Origin of the sequence: Streptomyces sp. MK37H, assembly GCF_018035285.1 — a bacterium.
GTDB classification, from domain to species: Bacteria; Actinomycetota; Actinomycetes; order Streptomycetales; family Streptomycetaceae; genus Streptomyces; species Streptomyces endocoffeicus.
On record NZ_JAAAYH010000051.1, the window covers coordinates 18,081 to 33,424 of the forward strand.

13 protein-coding genes are annotated in these 15,344 nt (G+C 70.4%); 6 read left to right on the forward strand and 7 right to left on the reverse strand.

Features of this window, described 5'->3' with window-relative positions:
- Positions 1–20 precede the first annotated feature (20 nt).
- Both GWI24_RS10475 and GWI24_RS46800 read left to right on the forward strand, forming a co-directional pair.
- Entirely contained in the window at positions 21–3,890 is a 3,870-nt protein-coding gene (locus tag GWI24_RS10475) for a multifunctional oxoglutarate decarboxylase/oxoglutarate dehydrogenase thiamine pyrophosphate-binding subunit/dihydrolipoyllysine-residue succinyltransferase subunit (RefSeq protein ID WP_210945630.1), read from the forward strand.
- 92 nt (positions 3,891–3,982) lie between these two features.
- Entirely contained in the window at positions 3,983–4,168 is a 186-nt protein-coding gene (locus GWI24_RS46800) for a helix-turn-helix domain-containing protein (RefSeq protein ID WP_247616163.1), read from the forward strand.
- Between the two features lie 369 nt (positions 4,169–4,537).
- Here GWI24_RS46800 and GWI24_RS10485 read toward each other — a convergent pair whose 3' ends face one another.
- Together GWI24_RS10485 and GWI24_RS10490 are read right to left on the reverse strand one after the other, a co-directional pair.
- Positions 4,538–4,915 (reverse strand): MerR family transcriptional regulator, encoded by a 378-nt coding sequence (locus GWI24_RS10485; RefSeq protein ID WP_210945631.1) that lies wholly within the window; start codon positions 4,913–4,915, stop codon positions 4,538–4,540.
- A 335-nt stretch (positions 4,916–5,250) separates the two neighbouring features.
- The gene (locus tag GWI24_RS10490) at positions 5,251–6,021 is read right to left on the reverse strand and encodes an SDR family NAD(P)-dependent oxidoreductase (RefSeq protein ID WP_210945632.1); all 771 of its coding nucleotides are present in this window, start codon (positions 6,019–6,021) and stop codon (positions 5,251–5,253) included.
- Between the two features lie 125 nt (positions 6,022–6,146).
- Here GWI24_RS10490 and GWI24_RS10495 point away from each other — a divergent pair, with 125 nt between their 5' ends.
- Positions 6,147–6,329 carry a DUF6104 family protein gene (locus tag GWI24_RS10495; protein WP_210945633.1) on the forward strand — a complete coding sequence of 61 codons (183 nt, stop codon included), beginning with the start codon at positions 6,147–6,149 and terminating at the stop codon, positions 6,327–6,329.
- A gap of 54 nt (positions 6,330–6,383) precedes the next feature.
- On the opposite strand, the gene GWI24_RS10500 is transcribed toward GWI24_RS10495, so the two are convergent.
- Both GWI24_RS10500 and GWI24_RS10505 read right to left on the reverse strand, forming a co-directional pair.
- A complete protein-coding gene (locus tag GWI24_RS10500) occupies positions 6,384–7,199 on the reverse strand; it encodes an AfsR/SARP family transcriptional regulator (protein ID WP_210945634.1) in 816 nt (271 codons plus the stop codon).
- 22 nt (positions 7,200–7,221) lie between these two features.
- On the reverse strand, positions 7,222–7,860 hold the full coding sequence (locus GWI24_RS10505; protein ID WP_308343605.1) for a TetR/AcrR family transcriptional regulator: 639 nt from the start codon (positions 7,858–7,860) through the stop codon (positions 7,222–7,224).
- A gap of 192 nt (positions 7,861–8,052) precedes the next feature.
- Between GWI24_RS10505 and GWI24_RS10510 the strand changes: the two genes are divergently transcribed.
- Positions 8,053–8,673 carry a malonic semialdehyde reductase gene (locus GWI24_RS10510; protein WP_210945636.1) on the forward strand — a complete coding sequence of 207 codons (621 nt, stop codon included), beginning with the start codon at positions 8,053–8,055 and terminating at the stop codon, positions 8,671–8,673.
- An 87-nt stretch (positions 8,674–8,760) separates the two neighbouring features.
- Here GWI24_RS10510 and GWI24_RS10515 read toward each other — a convergent pair whose 3' ends face one another.
- From GWI24_RS10515 to GWI24_RS10525, 3 genes are all read right to left on the reverse strand, one after another.
- Positions 8,761–9,159, reverse strand: coding sequence for a nuclear transport factor 2 family protein (locus GWI24_RS10515; RefSeq protein WP_210945637.1), 399 nt, complete (start codon positions 9,157–9,159; stop codon positions 8,761–8,763).
- A 37-nt stretch (positions 9,160–9,196) separates the two neighbouring features.
- Entirely contained in the window at positions 9,197–10,120 is a 924-nt protein-coding gene (locus tag GWI24_RS10520; protein ID WP_308343606.1) for an NAD(P)-dependent oxidoreductase, read from the reverse strand.
- A 79-nt stretch (positions 10,121–10,199) separates the two neighbouring features.
- A complete protein-coding gene (locus tag GWI24_RS10525; protein WP_210945639.1) occupies positions 10,200–13,046 on the reverse strand; it encodes a non-ribosomal peptide synthetase in 2,847 nt (948 codons plus the stop codon).
- Between the two features lie 366 nt (positions 13,047–13,412).
- On the opposite strand from GWI24_RS10525, the gene GWI24_RS10530 reads away from it, so the two are divergent.
- Together GWI24_RS10530 and GWI24_RS10535 are read left to right on the forward strand one after the other, a co-directional pair.
- Entirely contained in the window at positions 13,413–14,270 is an 858-nt protein-coding gene (locus tag GWI24_RS10530; protein WP_210945640.1) for a DUF4097 family beta strand repeat-containing protein, read from the forward strand.
- A partial coding sequence (locus GWI24_RS10535; RefSeq protein ID WP_210945641.1) for a PadR family transcriptional regulator occupies positions 14,270–15,344 on the forward strand: 1,075 nt, incomplete at its 3' end. The genes GWI24_RS10530 and GWI24_RS10535, both read left to right, overlap by 1 nt.

Here is a 15,344-nt window from a genome sequence, read left to right on the forward strand (position 1 = left end):
GGAAGAGGGCGGTTGCCGCCGTGTCGCCACAGTCCCCCAACACCTCGAGCGTCTCGACCGATGAACAGGACGGGCAGGGGAGTAACCCTGCCGCTGCCTTCGGCCCCAATGAGTGGCTCGTCGACGAGATCTACCAGCAGTACCTCCAGGACCCGAACTCGGTCGACCGAGCCTGGTGGGACTTCTTCGCCGACTACAAGCCGGGTCAGGACACCGGCTCCGCGGTGGCCACGCCACCACAGGGAGTAGCCGCGAGCGCCGCCCCGGCGGCCCCGGCCCAGCCCGCCGCGGCGGGACCGGCGGAGGCCAAGCCCGCCGCCCCGGCCGCGAAGCCCGCCGAGGCCAAGCCGGCCGCCGCGGCCCCCGCCGCTCCCGCTGCCGCGAAGCCCGCGGCGGCGCAGCCCGCGGCCCCCGCCGCGAAGGCCGCCCCGGCGGCCCCGGCGGCCCCGGCCAAGCCCGCGCCGGTCAAGCCGACCCCGGCCGAGCCGACGGTCTCCAAGAAGGAGCCCGCCGCGCCCTCCGCGGGGCCCGAGCTGGTCACGCTGCGCGGCCCGTCCGCCGCCGTGGCGAAGAACATGAACGCGTCGCTGGAGCTGCCGACCGCCACCTCGGTGCGCGCCGTCCCGGTGAAGCTGCTGTTCGACAACCGCATCGTCATCAACAACCACCTCAAGCGCGCCCGCGGCGGCAAGGTGTCCTTCACGCACCTGATCGGCTACGCCATGGTGCAGGCGCTGAAGGCGATGCCCTCGATGAACTACTCGTTCACCGAGAAGGACGGCAAGCCGACCCTGGTCAAGCCCGAGCACATCAACCTCGGTCTCGCCATCGACCTGGTCAAGCCCAACGGCGACCGCCAGCTCGTCGTGGCCGCGATCAAGAAGGCCGAGACGCTCAACTTCTTCGAGTTCTGGCAGGCCTACGAGGACATCGTCCGCCGCGCCCGTGCGAACAAGCTGACGATGGAGGACTTCACCGGCGTCACGGCCTCCCTCACCAACCCGGGCGGCATCGGCACCGTCCACTCGGTGCCGCGGCTGATGCCCGGCCAGGGCTTGATCATCGGCGTCGGCGCCATGGAGTACCCGGCCGAGTTCCAGGGCACCTCCCAGGACACCCTGAACAAGCTGGGCATCTCCAAGGTCATGACGCTGACCAGCACCTATGACCACCGGGTGATCCAGGGCGCCGCCTCCGGCGAGTTCCTGCGGATCATGAACCAGCTGCTGCTCGGCGAGAACGACTTCTTCGACGAGATCTTCAAGGCGCTGCGCATCCCGTACGAGCCGGTCCGCTGGCTCAAGGACATCGACGTCAGCCACGACGACGACGTCACCAAGGCGGCGCGGGTCTTCGACCTGATCCACTCCTACCGGGTCCGCGGCCATGTCATGGCCGACACCGACCCGCTGGAGTACCGCCAGCGCAAGCACCCCGACCTGGACATCGTCGAGCACGGGCTCACCCTGTGGGACCTGGAGCGCGAGTTCGCGGTCGGCGGCTTCGCGGGCAAGTCCATGATGAAGCTGCGCGACATCCTGGGCGTGCTGCGCGACTCGTACTGCCGCACCACCGGCATCGAGTTCATGCACATCCAGGACCCCAAGCAGCGCAAGTGGATCCAGGACCGCGTCGAGCGCAGCCACGACAAGCCGGAGCGCGAGGAGCAGCTGCGCATCCTGCGCCGGCTCAACGCGGCCGAGGCGTTCGAGACCTTCCTCCAGACCAAGTACGTCGGCCAGAAGCGGTTCTCCCTGGAGGGCGGCGAGTCCGTCATCCCGCTGCTGGACGCGGTGCTGGACGCGGCCGCCGAGTCGCGCCTGGACGAGGTCGTCGTCGGCATGGCCCACCGCGGCCGGCTCAACGTGCTGGCCAACATCGTCGGCAAGTCGTACGCGCAGATCTTCCGCGAGTTCGAGGGCAACCTCGACCCGAAGTCCATGCACGGCTCCGGCGACGTCAAGTACCACCTGGGCGCCGAGGGCACCTTCACCGGTCTGGACGGCGAGCAGATCAAGGTCTCGCTCACCGCGAACCCCTCCCACCTGGAGGCCGTGGACCCGGTCCTGGAGGGCGTCGTCCGCGCCAAGCAGGACATCATCGGCAAGGCCGGCACCGACTTCACGGTGCTGCCCGTCGCCCTCCACGGCGACGCGGCCTTCGCGGGCCAGGGCGTCGTGGCCGAGACGCTGAACATGTCGCAGCTGCGCGGCTACCGCACCGGCGGCACCGTGCACATCGTGATCAACAACCAGGTCGGCTTCACCGCCGCCCCGGCCGCGTCCCGCTCCTCGATGTACGCCACGGACGTCGCGCGCATGATCGAGGCGCCGATCTTCCACGTCAACGGCGACGACCCGGAGGCCGTCGTGCGCGTCGCGCGGCTCGCCTTCGAGTTCCGCCAGGCGTTCAACAAGGACGTGGTCATCGACCTGATCTGCTACCGCCGCCGCGGCCACAACGAGACCGACAACCCCGGTTTCACCCAGCCGCTGATGTACGACCTGATCGACAAGAAGCGCTCGGTGCGCAAGCTCTACACCGAGTCGCTGATCGGGCGCGGCGACATCACGCTGGAAGAGGCCGAGCAGGCGCTGCAGGACTTCCAGGGCCAGCTGGAGAAGGTCTTCACCGAGGTCCGCGACGCGGTCTCGGCCCCGGCCCCGGCCGAGGTCCCCGAGCCGCAGGCGGAGTTCCCGGTCTCGGTCCAGACGGCCGTCTCCCAGGAGGTCGTCAAGCGGATCGCCGAGTCCCAGGTCAACACCCCCGACCGGATCACCGTCCACCCGCGGCTGTTCCCGCAGCTCCAGCGGCGCGCGGCGATGATCGAGGACGACTCGATCGACTGGGGCATGGGCGAGACCCTCGCCATCGGCTCGCTGCTGATGGAGGGCACCCCGGTCCGGCTCGCCGGCCAGGACTCCCGCCGCGGCACCTTCGGCCAGCGCCACGCGGTGCTGGTGGACCGCGAGACCGGCGACGACTACACCCCGCTGCTGTACCTCACCGAGGACCAGGCCCGGTACAACGTCTACGACTCGCTGCTCAGCGAGTACGCGGCGATGGGCTTCGAGTACGGCTACTCGCTGGCCCGCCCGAACGCGCTGGTCATGTGGGAGGCGCAGTTCGGTGACTTCGTCAACGGCGCGCAGACCATCGTCGACGAGTTCATCTCCTCGGCCGAGCAGAAGTGGGGCCAGACCTCCGGCGTCACCCTGCTGCTGCCGCACGGCTACGAGGGCCAGGGGCCGGACCACTCCTCGGCCCGGATCGAGCGCTTCCTCCAGCTGTGCGCGCAGAACAACATGACGGTCGCCGCGCCGACGATGCCGTCGAACTACTTCCACCTGCTGCGCTGGCAGGTCCACAACCCGCACCACAAGCCGCTGGTCGTCTTCACCCCGAAGTCGATGCTGCGTCTGAAGGCCGCGGCGTCGAAGACCGAGGAGTTCCTCTCCGGCTCGTTCCGCCCGGTGATCGGCGACGAGACGGCCGACCCGGCCTCGGTGCGCAAGGTGGTCTTCTGCTCCGGCAAGGTCTACTACGACCTGGCCGCGGAGCGGGACAAGCGCGGCGCGAACGACACGGCGATCATCCGCCTGGAGCGGCTGTACCCGCTGCCGGGTGCGGAGCTGCAGGCCGAGATCGCCAAGTACTCGGGCGTCGAGAAGTTCGTCTGGGCGCAGGAGGAGCCGGCCAACCAGGGTGCGTGGCCGTTCATCGCGCTCAACCTGATCGACCACCTGGAGCTGTCGGTCGGCGCGGACGTCCCCGCCGCCGAGCGCCTGGTCCGGGTCTCCCGTCCGCACTCGTCCTCGCCCGCGGTGGGGTCGAACAAGCGGCACCAGTCGGAGCAGGCGGCGCTGGTGAGCGAGGTCTTCGAGATCTGATTCACCCCGTTCCGTACGGCTGATCCGGAAGGCCCGGTCCCGCACATGTTCCGTTCCAGTGGTCGTCGCAACACCCCAGTTCAGGGCATGCGATGGACTTCAAGATCCGGGAGTTGCGGACCGTAGCTCAGGGACGTAAGAAGCTGCTGCGTGAGCGGGAGGCATACTTCCAGCTCATGCAGCAGGGCCTGAGCAACAGCAAGGCATGCCAGATCGTCGGCATCAACCCGAAGACCGGCCGACGATGGCGCAACGGTCGCAGCGCCGACCGCAAGTAGAAGGCGGCACCTCCGGTCAGACCGATGGTGCCGTCTTCTGGCGCGTCCCGGTACCTGCGCGACGACGACCGGATCTACATCGCCGACCGGCTGCGGGAGAAGGCCACTGATCCGGGCGATCGCCGCTGAACTCGGCCGCAGCCCATCCACCATCAGCAGCTGGGGCTCCGCTGCCATGTCGCTATCACCTGGGATGGCGAGACCCCATCCGGGCCCTGGCGTTCACGCCGAGTAACCGGGCCGCGACCTACGCCTCGCAAGTCGCCTTCGCCAAGGAGTTGAGATGCCGAACCGCCGCCGCCCCGCCCTTCCTCACCGTCATCGCCGCCGCGCTGGGCGGCGCCGTCCGCGCGCTGGTGTCCTGGCTGCTCAGCCAGACGGACTGACCGCGGTCCGGTCGCCGGAAGCGATGGCCAGCCGCTCGGCGAGCTCGTTACGCACCCGGGCGAGGATGGCGATCCGGTCGTCCAGCACGCTCAGGCGGCGACGCGCGATGTCCAGCATGGCCTCGGAGGGCCGGCTGCTGGGCAGGTCGCCGTCCAGGCAGGCGCCGAAGTGCTCGATGTCCTCGAGCGTGAGCCCGGCGTCGAGCAGATAGCGGATGTTGGCCACCCGCCTGACCGCCTGCTCGTCGTACATCCGGTAGCCGTTGACCGCGCGTGCGGAGCTCAGTAGCCCGCGCTCCTCGTAGAAGCGCAAGGCCCTGGTCGTGGCACCGGTGGCCTTCGCCAACTCCCCTATCCGCATGCGGCGAGACTACCCGCGGACGGGACGCCCGACGGCCCGCGCCGCCTGCGGCGGGCTGCTCCCCTCCCCCGCCCCTTCCCGCTACCAAGGGCTTCGCCCCTGGACCCCGGGGGAGAGTGACGGGCCGACCGTCGCCGCGATCAGCTCACCGCCAGGGCGCCGACCGCGCCACCTGCGGCGCGGGGTGGTCGAGCCGCCGGCCGGTGACCGGGCGGCCGCCCGCGCACATCCGGGGCGTCCGGCCGGGGTCCGGGGCGGAGCCCCCCACGCGGCGGAGCCGCAATATCGTCAGGTGCCGGGAAGGGGCGGGGAGGGGAAAGAACCGCGGTCCGCGGCTAGCCGACCAGCGCGCCGCCGTCCACCGGCAGTACGACCCCGGTGGTGTAGGCCGCCTCGGGCCGGGCGAGCTGGGTGATCCAGAAGGCGACCTCCTCCGCCCGGCCGAGCCGCCCCAGCGGCACATGCCCGATCAGGGTCGTCCGCAGGGCGTCGATCTGCTCGGTGTCGAGCCCCTGGTGATGCCCGATCCCGGTGGCGATGGGGCCAGGGGCCACACCGGCCACGCGCACCCCGCGCGGGGCGAGTTGGACGGCCCAGCTGCGGGTCAGCGTGTCGAGGGCGGCCTTCAGCGCGGCGTACAGCTCCGAGCCGGCGATCGGCCAGCCGCGCTGACCGATCGCCGTACTGACGTTGATCACGACACCCGCGCTCTCGCTCAGCCGCGGAAGCGCGGCCTGGGTGAGGTACATCGGGGCGAGCAGATTGACGGCCAGCATCTCCTCGGCGGCGTCCCGCCGGATGTCCCCGAGCGGCGTCTGCCGGACCACGGCGGCGTTGTTGACCAGCACATCGATGCGGCCGAACGCCTCCATCGCGGTGTTCACGATCAACTCGGCGGCGCCGGGGGCCGCGATGTCGGCCGTCAGCGGCCGGATGCCCGGGGCGTCGGCGGCCGTCTCGGCGAGCCGGGCCGCCGTACGGCCGACCACCAGGACCTGGGCGCCCTGCTCGGCGAAGGTCCGCGCGGTGACCCGCCCGATCCCCGTGCCCCCGCCGGTGACGATCACTGCTCTGCCGGAAAAGTGCGCTGCTGTCATGTCGGTCATGTCGATGAACCGTAAACATTGACGCCCGCGTCAACGTCAACCCCGGCGGCCCTCTGGTCGCTCACCGGGGTACGGGGCCGCATATCCTGGGCGGGTAGATCCACACCACCCTTCCGGAGCGACCCTTGTACTTCACCGATCGCGGTATCGAGGAGCTGGAGCAGCGGCGCGGCGATGAGGCGGTCACCTTCGAGTGGCTCGCCGAGCAGCTGCGGACGTTCGTCGACCTGAACCCGGACTTCGAGGTCCCGGTGGAGCGGCTGGCGACCTGGCTGGCCCGGCTCGACGAGGAGGACGACGACGTCTGAGGGCGTCCCTCCGACGGTGGCGTCCGAGGGCGCCGCGGCCCTGCCGGCCGCCCCTCACGCCACCACCGGACCCCGCCCCGGCGTCCCCGCCTCGTGGTCCAGCCGGGGGTCGGACACCAGCACCGCCTGTTGCAGCCGCTGCAGCTTCGCCGAGGGTTCGAGCCCCAGCTCCTCCGTCATCGCCATCCGCAGCCGCTGGTAGACCGTCAGGGCGCGGGTGCGCTGGCCGGAGCGGTGGAGGGCGAGCATGTACTGACCGTGCAGGCCCTCGTGGAAGCGGTGCTCCACGACCAGCGAGGCGAGGTCGCTCAGCACCTCCAGATGGCCGCCGAGCCGCAGCCGGGTCTCGATGCCGCGCTCGGTGACCGTGAGCCGGGACTGCTCCAGCCGGGCGACCTCCGCCTGCAGCGGCCGCCCGTGCGGCGTGACGTCGACCAGGGCCGGGCCCTGCCAGAGGGCCAGCGCCCGCCGGAAGGAGGCGTCCGCCGTCCGCTCGTCGCCGGCCTCGAGCGCGCCTTCGCCCTCGGCGACGAGGTCGCGGTACTCATGGACGTCGAGCTCCCCCGGGCTCACCACCATGGCGTACCCCCCGGGCCTGGTCTGCAGCACCTCCCGGGTGACGGCGGCCGACGACATCCCCAGCCCCTCGGCGAGTAGCTTGCGCAGATGCAGGATGTACGTCTGGAGCGTGGTCAGCCCGGTGCGCGGCGGCTGATCGCCCCACAGCTCGGCCATCAGCGACTGCACCGGCACCATCCGGCCCGCGTTGAGCAGCAGCAGGGACAGCACCTTGCGCGGCTTCATCGCGCTGGGCACTCCGGACCGGGCGCCGAGGCCGAGTGTCAGCGGTCCGAGCACGCTCACCCGCATGGGTGGCACCTCTCTTCGGGCTTCATGGGCGGTACGCACGGACGAGCAGGTCGGCGGCGCCCTCGCAGACGGCCGTGGCCTCGTCCTCGGCGAGCGGGCGGGTGCCGTACATCGACTGGTAGAGCCCCTGTTGAATGATCAGGGCCACGAACTGGCGGGCCGCGGTGGCCGGATCGGGCACGCTCAGCTCACCGCTGCCGGTGCGCCGGCCGAGCATCTCGGCGAGGTACTTCACCAGTTGCTGGGGCTCCCCCTCCGCGCACGCGGGGCGCAGCGAGGGGTGGCGGGCGACCTCGGCGATGACCAGGCGACGCAGCGCGGAGGCCCGTGCGTCGAGCAGTACGGCGAGCACCCGGTGACCGAAGGCGAGCAGCGCGGTGCGGGCATCGCCGGAGTCGTACGCCTCGGGGGCCCCGGCGCCGTCCGGCCCGAGGGCGTACGGAGAACCGGCGGCGAAACCGGCCGCCACCCGCTCCCGCTCCTCCTCGACGGCGGCGATGAACAGCCGCTCCTTGTCGCCGAAGTGGTTGTAGACGGTCTGTTTGGACACGCGGGCCTCGTCCGCGATGACGTCCACGCTCGCCCGGTCGTACCCCTCGCGCAGGAAGACGGCCACCGCCGCCTCCAATATCGCCTGCCGCTTGGCGGGCTGGGGGCCCACGGGCCGTCCCGCCGCACCGCGCCGGGGACTGCTGTCCGTCCGCAACGGCCCAACCTCCTCGCTCCAAGCCGGTCTTGCCCTCGATGGACTTGTGAGTCTAGCCTTCGTTTACCGCAGTGGACTAGCCCGTCTAGTCCAATTAATTCATCGGCGGATCACATCGTTTCACCATCGCTTCACAAGGAGAGCTCCATGAGCGCACCGGACAGCAGCGAGGCCCTGAGCCCTCTCACCCTGGCGCCGGAGGCGCAGCGTCAGCTGTTCCTGGAGGCCCGTACGGCCAACACCTTCACCGACGAGCCGGTGACGGACGAGCAGGTCCGCGCGATCCACGAACTGGTCAAGTACGCCCCCACCTCGATGAACCAGCAGCCGCTGCGGGTGGTGCTGGTGCGCTCGGAGGAGGCGCGCGCCCGGCTGGTGTCGCATATGACGGGGCGGAACCAGGAGAAGACGGCCAAGGCCCCGCTGGTGGCGGTGCTCGCCGCGGACCTGGACTTCCATGAGGAGCTGCCGCGGCTGGTGCCGTTCATGGAGAACCCGCAGGCCTTCTTCGCCGACCCGGAGGCCCGGGAGGGGTCGGCACGGTTCAACACCGCGATCCAGGTGGGCTACTTCATCCTGGGCGTGCGCGCCGCGGGGCTCGCCGCCGGGCCCATGATCGGCTTCGACCACGCGGCCGTCTCCAAGGAGTTCTTCGAGGACGGGCGGCACGCGGCGGTCTGCGTGGTCAACATCGGCAAGCCTGGTCCGGACGCCTGGATGGGGCGGCTGCCGCGCCTGGAGTACGAAGAGGTCTTCCGTACGGTCTGAGATCCGGGACCTGAGACCTGAGACCTGACAGCCGTCCGCTCCCGTACCTTCTCGGCGCGGGAGCGGGCGGCTGCTATGCGATTCCGGTCAGCTCTCGATCAGTTCATGGAACGCCACCGTGTCGAAGATGTCCTCCATCCTCGTCGCCCTGCCGTCCCGCATCGTCCACGAGTGGACGAAGTCCAGCGTCACGGTCCTGCCGCTCAGCGAGGTCACCTCACGGGTGCCGAAGACCACGACCCGGTCGCCCTGTTCGATGAATTCCTTCGGCGCGAGCTTCATCCCGCCCAGCACGGTCGGCACATGGGCGAGGAACTCCTTGATACCCGCATGGCCCAGCTTGGTGCCGCCGAGCCCGTACTTGGCCATCCCCTCGGGATGCACCCACTCCACATCGGGGTGCATGCCCGAGAGGATTCCCTCGATGTCGCGGTCGCGGAAACCCGCGTAGGAGGCCCGGATGGCCTCGATGTTCGGTGATGCCATGGTGGTCGCCACTCCTCAGACGGCGGTGTGCCGCGGCTTAAGACGGAAGGTGCTCGGGGTGGAGCGCCTGGAGCGTGCGCCGTACGCCCTCGCGCCACGGCACCCGGCAGGGGCCGGTGATCTCCCGCCGCTTCGCGGGGTCGAAGTGATACGTCTCCCGGGTGACCTCGCTCGGGACGAGCCGGGCGGTGACCCCGGTGAGCTCCTCCAGATGGCGCACGCAGTCGGTCATCCCGACCGCCTCGTCCCCGCCCCAGTTGACCAGCGTGGCCGGGGTCGACGCCGCCTGCCACAGATGGGGGACATGGGCGATGAGATCGTCGGTGTGGAGGAGCGAGCACCAGTTCTGGCCCTCCATGGGCACCGGTATCGGCTCGCCCGCGAGCATCCGCTTGAAGTAGAGCATCGGCACCCCGCCGTAGCCGCCGGGGCCGTAGGCGATGTTGAGCCGGGCGATGGTCGTCGGCAGGTTCAGCACCTGGGCGAACGCCCGTACCGCGCCCTCCGCGGCGATCTTGCCCACCGGGTAGGCGGGCAGCCAGTCGGCCACTCCGTCCACGGGGTCGTCCTCGGTGTACGCGTGGTCGAGGGTCTGCCGCTTGTAGAGCGCCCCGGTCGAGACGAAGAGGAACGCCTCCGCCGTCCGGCAGTGGGACATCAGCCGGCCGGTGGCCACCGAGTTGACCTCGATGGCCGCGTTGACGTCGCCGTCCTCACCGCGGCGCACCGCCGAGTGGAAGACATGGGTGAAGTCGTCCGGCAGCCCCTCGTACGCCGCCTCGCGCGGGTCGTTCATGTCCCAGTGGAATGTGGTGATCCGCTGGTCGTTCAGCTCCTTCTCGACACCGGGGGTGCCGAACCGGCCCAGGCACCACACCTCGTTGCGCTCGGCCAGCGCCTCGGCCACCGGCCGGGCGACCTGCCCGGTGCCGCCGGTGACCAGGATCTTCTTGCCTTCCACCCTGCTCTTCTCCTTGTGCCTGGCCCTGTCGGGTCCTGTGGCCGGCCCTGTCGGGGCCTTGTGCCTGGCCCTTACGGGCCTATGACTGGCCCGTGGTCCGGGCCCGGTCGGCGTCGTCCAGCGCACGGTCGAGCTCCCTGCGCAGAACCGCCTGGAAGGCCGCGACATGCCGCGGACCCATCAGTGTGTAGTGCTCACCGGGTACGTCCACATACCGGTTGGGCTCGGTCGTGTAGTCGTCCCACCGGCGCAGCTCGTTCGCCAGCCAGTCCTCCTTGGTGCCGCGCAGCGGGATCGCGTAGAAGACCGTCATGGACCGGGTGGTGCCGCTGGGATGGTAGTCGCGGCCCAGGGTGGTGAGGCCATGGGCCAGCTCCGCCCAGGCGGTGAACTTGTCCAGGTCCAGGTCGAGTTCGTCCAGCCGGGCCCGCGGGGCGATCCGCAGCAGATGCGCGAGCTGCTCCTCCCGGGACAGCGGGCGCAGTTCGGCGGGGAGGTCGAGCGACTGCTTCTTGTTGATCAGGTCGAGGAAGAAGGCGAGGTTGGTCGCGGTCTCGATGAAGTCGAGCTCGTCCATGCGGTACTTGATGTGCGGCGGAAGGTTGAAGCTGCCGACGAAGTCGACCCGCTCGCCCTGGGCCTCGAGCACCTTGGCGATCTCGAAGGCCACGGCGCCGCCGTAGGAGTATCCGGCCACGGCGTAGGGGCCGTGCGGCTGGCGGGCGCGGATGGCCTCCACATAGCACTCCACCATCTCCTCGAAGCTGGTGAAGGGCTTCTCGCCCTCGTTGAAGCCCCGGGCGCGCAGCGCGTGGAACGGCCGGTCGCCGACGAAGTACTTGGCGAGGTTGACGAAGACCAGGACCTCGCCGACGCCGGGGTGGACACAGAACAGCGGGGTCTTCTCGCCGCCGGTCTGCAGCGGTACGACCGGGTCGTAGACCGCGGAGCCGGGCGCGCCGCCGGTGTCGAGCCGGGCGGCGAGCTGCCGTACCGACGGCGCCGTGAGCACCGTGATGACCGGCAGATCCGCGACCCCCAGGCGCCGGTGGACCTGGCGCCGCAGCCGCAGGATGTCCAGCGAGGTGCCGCCCAGGTCGAAGAAGCTCGCGGTGGCGCTGATCCGCTCCGCGGTGGTGTCGAACATCTCGGCGTAGATCTCGGCGAGAATCCGCTCGGTCTCGCCCTCGGGCGGGGTGTGGCCGCCGAGCCGGCGGGTGGTCAGCTCCGCGACCCGCTCGATGACGTCGTCGTATCCGCCGGACTCCAGGCGCTGGCGCATCCGGCGGCGCAGCGTCTTGCCGAGGCTGGTCTTGGGGAAGGCGTCCTTGGGCAGCGGCAGGATGAGGGAGGGCCGGAAGCCCCAGTGGATCACGACGGTGGAGCGCACCGCGGTGATCATGCGGTGCAGCCCGGCCTCGTCGTCGTCCGCCGGTTCGGGGCTGACGGCGATGACCAGCTGCTCGGTGTCGCTGCCGGGGCGGCGGGTCGGGAACGCCGCGACATAGCCGCCGGCGACATCGTCGAGCTGCTCCAGGGCGGCCTCTATCTCATGGCTGAAGTAGTTGACGCCATTGACGATGACGCTGTCCTTGCTGCGGCCGACGAGGGTCAGCCGGCCCTCGTCGATCCGGCCCAGGTCGCCGCTGCGGAACCAGCCGTCGGGGGTGAAGGCTTCCTCGGTGGCGTCGTCGTTGTTGTAGTAGCCGGGGGTGATCATCGGGCCGCTGAGCTGCAGCTCGCCGATCTCGCCTTCGGGCAGCGCCCGGTGGTCGTCGTCGGCGACCCGGATCCGCAGCCCCTCGACGGGGGTGCCGAGGTTGGCGAACTCCTGGCCCGCGTCGGTGGCCGGGAACGCGCGGTTGTAGATGCTGCCGGCGCAGGTCTCCGTCATGCCGAAGGCGGGCCAGAGCGCGGCCTCCCGCAGTCCGTACGGGGCGTAATGCGACAGGAATGCCTCGCCGGTCGCGACGACATTCGCCTCACCGCCGCTGACAATATGGCGCAGCGCGCTGAGATCGAGCCCTTCGCCGCCCGCCGACATCTCCTCCGCTATCTCATGGACGGAGGAATTGAGCGGACCGAGGAGGAAGTTCGGCGTAAAGGTCATCGTGACCTTGTGACGGGATATGATCCGGAGGAACCGCAGCGGTTCCTCGAGAATAACCGCGGCTTCCGCGTGCAATTGCTCGGCACCCACGTACAGCGGCAGCATATGCGCTTCGAGAAGCGCGGCCACATGGTCGTAGGAAATCCAGTTGAAGGTGGTGTCGGCGGCGGTGAGCCGCTGCTTTCCCGCCTTTCCGGCCATCGACGCCAGGATATTTCCATGGGTCAGCATGACCGCTTTGGAATTCCCGGTGGAGCCGGAGGTCAGCACCAGCAGGGCGAGGTCGCCAGGGGCCGCGGAGTGCACGGCGGGCGGCTGCCCGCGCTCGGCGCCGGAGGCGCCCTCGCCCTTCCGCAGCTCCTCCACGACGGCCACCGCGAGCCCGGGCACCTCGGGCAGCTCGGCCCGCGTCGCCTCGGTGGTCACCAGCAGCGGGCCGTCCAACAGCCCGTTGACGTGAGCGAGTTGGGCCGCCCAGCGGGCCGGGTCGCCGGAGATCGGCACCATCGGGCAGGGCACGAAGCCGCCCAGCAGACAGGCCCAGAAGACCGTCAGGAATTCCGGCTGGCGATCCAGCAGCAGGGCCACCTTGTCCTGCGGCCGCAATCCCCGTTCGCGGAGTGCGGAGAGGAGCCCGAGCGCCGATTCCAGAAGTTCCGGATAGGACTGCCGCACGGATTCATTCGCGGTGGGCCCGACCAGATAGCGCACGCCCGAATGGGCATGGTCGCGCGCCGCCCGCAACAACAGCTGGGCAACCGAGTCCGGCTCCGCGCCTTCCTGTGGCACCGAGGTATTCAAGGGTTGCGACGTCATTCCCCCACGGCCCCTCTTCCTTCCGATTCCGAGGCCACGAAGGTAACAGTCCCGAACATATGTCTCCATGATGCTCTACCAGGACTCTAGCGAAGCTCTAGCGGAAATTCCCAGGCCGGAGGAGTTTCTTCAAAAAATGCGATTCAGCCCACAGAGAAACGATGGCTGCGCCATGCATCTTCCACCCCCTCGTGCGATTGCGCACGGATGCGGGGCCGGATCAGGCTCGGACCGGGGACGGATCAGGGTCGGATCAGGGACGGACCGGGCTTGACTCCGCCCTTCCGCGATATATCGTGTTGTGCAGGAGACACGATATGTTGCGTCCATATGGCGCGTCGCACGTCCAGCCAGGGGAGGCCAGGGATGTCAGCCCGATCACAGTGGTCGATCAACGCGCCACAGAAGCTCACCCTCGACGACCCGGTGTCCACGCTCGACGTCCAGATCGCGGGCGGCACGGTCAATGTGGTCGGCGCCGCCCCCGGCCCCGCCCGCCTCGAGGTCTCGGAGATCGACGGCCCGCCGCTGAAGGTCACCCACATCGACGGCACCCTGAGCGTCGGCTATGACGACCTCCCCCGGAAGGGCTTCCGCAAGTGGCTCGGGCACTACACCCGCACCGCCCATGTCACCCTCACCGTGCCCGTCGGCACCAGCGCCACCGTCGGCGTGATCGGGGGCTCCGCCGTGGTCTCCGGGCTGTCCGGCCGTGCCGAGCTGCGCGGTGTCTCCGGCGACTTCACCCTGCTCGGGCTGACCGGTCCGGTCCAGGCCGACACCGTATCCGGCCGCGTCGAGGCCCAGGCCGTCACGGGCGATCTGCGGTTCCACTCCGTCTCCGGCGACCTCACCGTGATCGAGGGCTCCGGGCCCTCGGTGCGGGCCGAGTCGGTCAGTGGCGACATGGTGCTCGACCTGGCGCCCGCCCCCAAGGGCTCCGACATCTGCCTCGCCACCGTCTCCGGTGAGATCGCCATCCGGCTGCCGCATCCCACCGACGCGGAGGTGGAGGCCAACACGGCCAGCGGCTCGGTCTCCAACGGCTTCGACGATCTGCGGGTCACCGGCCAGTGGGGCGCCAAGAGGATCACCGGCCGGCTCGGCACGGGCAATGGCAGCCTCAAGGCCACCACCGTCTCGGGCGCCATCGCGCTGCTGCGCCGTCCGCCGTCCGAGGACGACACGGACACCACCGACGGCACCCAGGGAAAGGTCCTCTGATGCCCCCCGTATTCGCCCACGGCCGACTGCGCCTGTATCTGCTCAAGCTGCTCGACGAGGCGCCGCGCCACGGCTATGAGGTCATCCGTCTGCTGGAGGAGCGGTTCCAGGGGCTGTACGCGCCCTCGGCCGGCACCGTCTATCCGCGGCTGGCCAAGCTGGAGGCCGAGGGGCTGGTCACCCACACCACCGAGGGTGGCCGCAAGGTCTACTCCATCACCGACGCCGGGCGCGCCGAACTGGCCGACCGCAGCGGTGAGCTGGCCGATCTGGAGCTGGAGATCCGCGAGTCGGTCGCCGAACTCGCCGCCGAGATCAGGGAGGACGTCCGCGGCTCCGCGAGCGATCTGCGGCGGGAGATGCGGGAGGCGGCCCAGCAGGCCCGCGCCTCCGGCAGCGCCCAGGACAAGCAGGCCCCGTGGGAGGGGGCGTGGGGCGACAAGGAGACCTGGCGGCAGGCGAAGGAGGAGATGCGGCGCGCGAAGGAGGAGTGGAAGGAGCAGGCGCGCCGGGCCAAGGAGGAGAGCCGGCGGGCCCGGCAGGACGCCCAGCGCGCCCGTAAGCAGGCCAGGGACGCGCAGGACTTCGCGCGCGAGGAGGTCCAGCGGATCGCCCGGCGGGTCCAGGAGCAGACGCAGGAACACATCCGGGCGGGCGACTGGCAGCGGGCGGTGCGCGAGGGACTGGCCGAGGTGTCACGCGGTATGGGCCGGATCTCCCGGCCGGGCACCTCGCGCTCGGACTGGAGCTGGGACGACGAGGCGTCCGGGCCGGATGTCACAGTCGAGCGGGTGGACGTGACGAAGCCGGAGGGCGGCAGCGCGGAGGAGAAGCCGACCGCCAAGGACGGTGGCAGCGGCACGGCCGGAGTGCGGGAGCCCGAGTGGGCCACGGACTTCACCCCCTCCGGCGCCCCCGCCCGCGATCTGGAGCGGCTGCTGGACCGGTTCCGGGACGACGTCCGCGACGCGGCCCGCGACCACGGGGTGACGGACACCCAGCTGGCCGAGGCCCGCCACCACCTGGGGGCGGCCGCGGCGCGGATCACCGCGCTGCTGCGGGGGGACCGGGCGT

Bases quoted from the DNA above. Each gene is read 5' to 3' on its own strand.
- GWI24_RS46800 (WP_247616163.1), top strand. From the start codon at position 3,983: ATGGACTTCAAGATCCGGGAGTTGCGGACCGTAGCTCAGGGACGTAAG.
- GWI24_RS10485 (WP_210945631.1), bottom strand. From the start codon at position 4,915: ATGCGGATAGGGGAGTTGGCGAAGGCCACCGGTGCCACGACCAGGGCC.
- GWI24_RS10490 (WP_210945632.1), bottom strand. From the start codon at position 6,021: ATGACCGACATGACAGCAGCGCACTTTTCCGGCAGAGCAGTGATCGTC.
- GWI24_RS10500 (WP_210945634.1), bottom strand. From the start codon at position 7,199: ATGCGGGTGAGCGTGCTCGGACCGCTGACACTCGGCCTCGGCGCCCGG.
- GWI24_RS10510 (WP_210945636.1), top strand. From the start codon at position 8,053: ATGAGCGCACCGGACAGCAGCGAGGCCCTGAGCCCTCTCACCCTGGCG.
- GWI24_RS10515 (WP_210945637.1), bottom strand. From the start codon at position 9,159: ATGGCATCACCGAACATCGAGGCCATCCGGGCCTCCTACGCGGGTTTC.
- GWI24_RS10525 (WP_210945639.1), bottom strand. From the start codon at position 13,046: ATGACGTCGCAACCCTTGAATACCTCGGTGCCACAGGAAGGCGCGGAG.
- GWI24_RS10530 (WP_210945640.1), top strand. From the start codon at position 13,413: ATGTCAGCCCGATCACAGTGGTCGATCAACGCGCCACAGAAGCTCACC.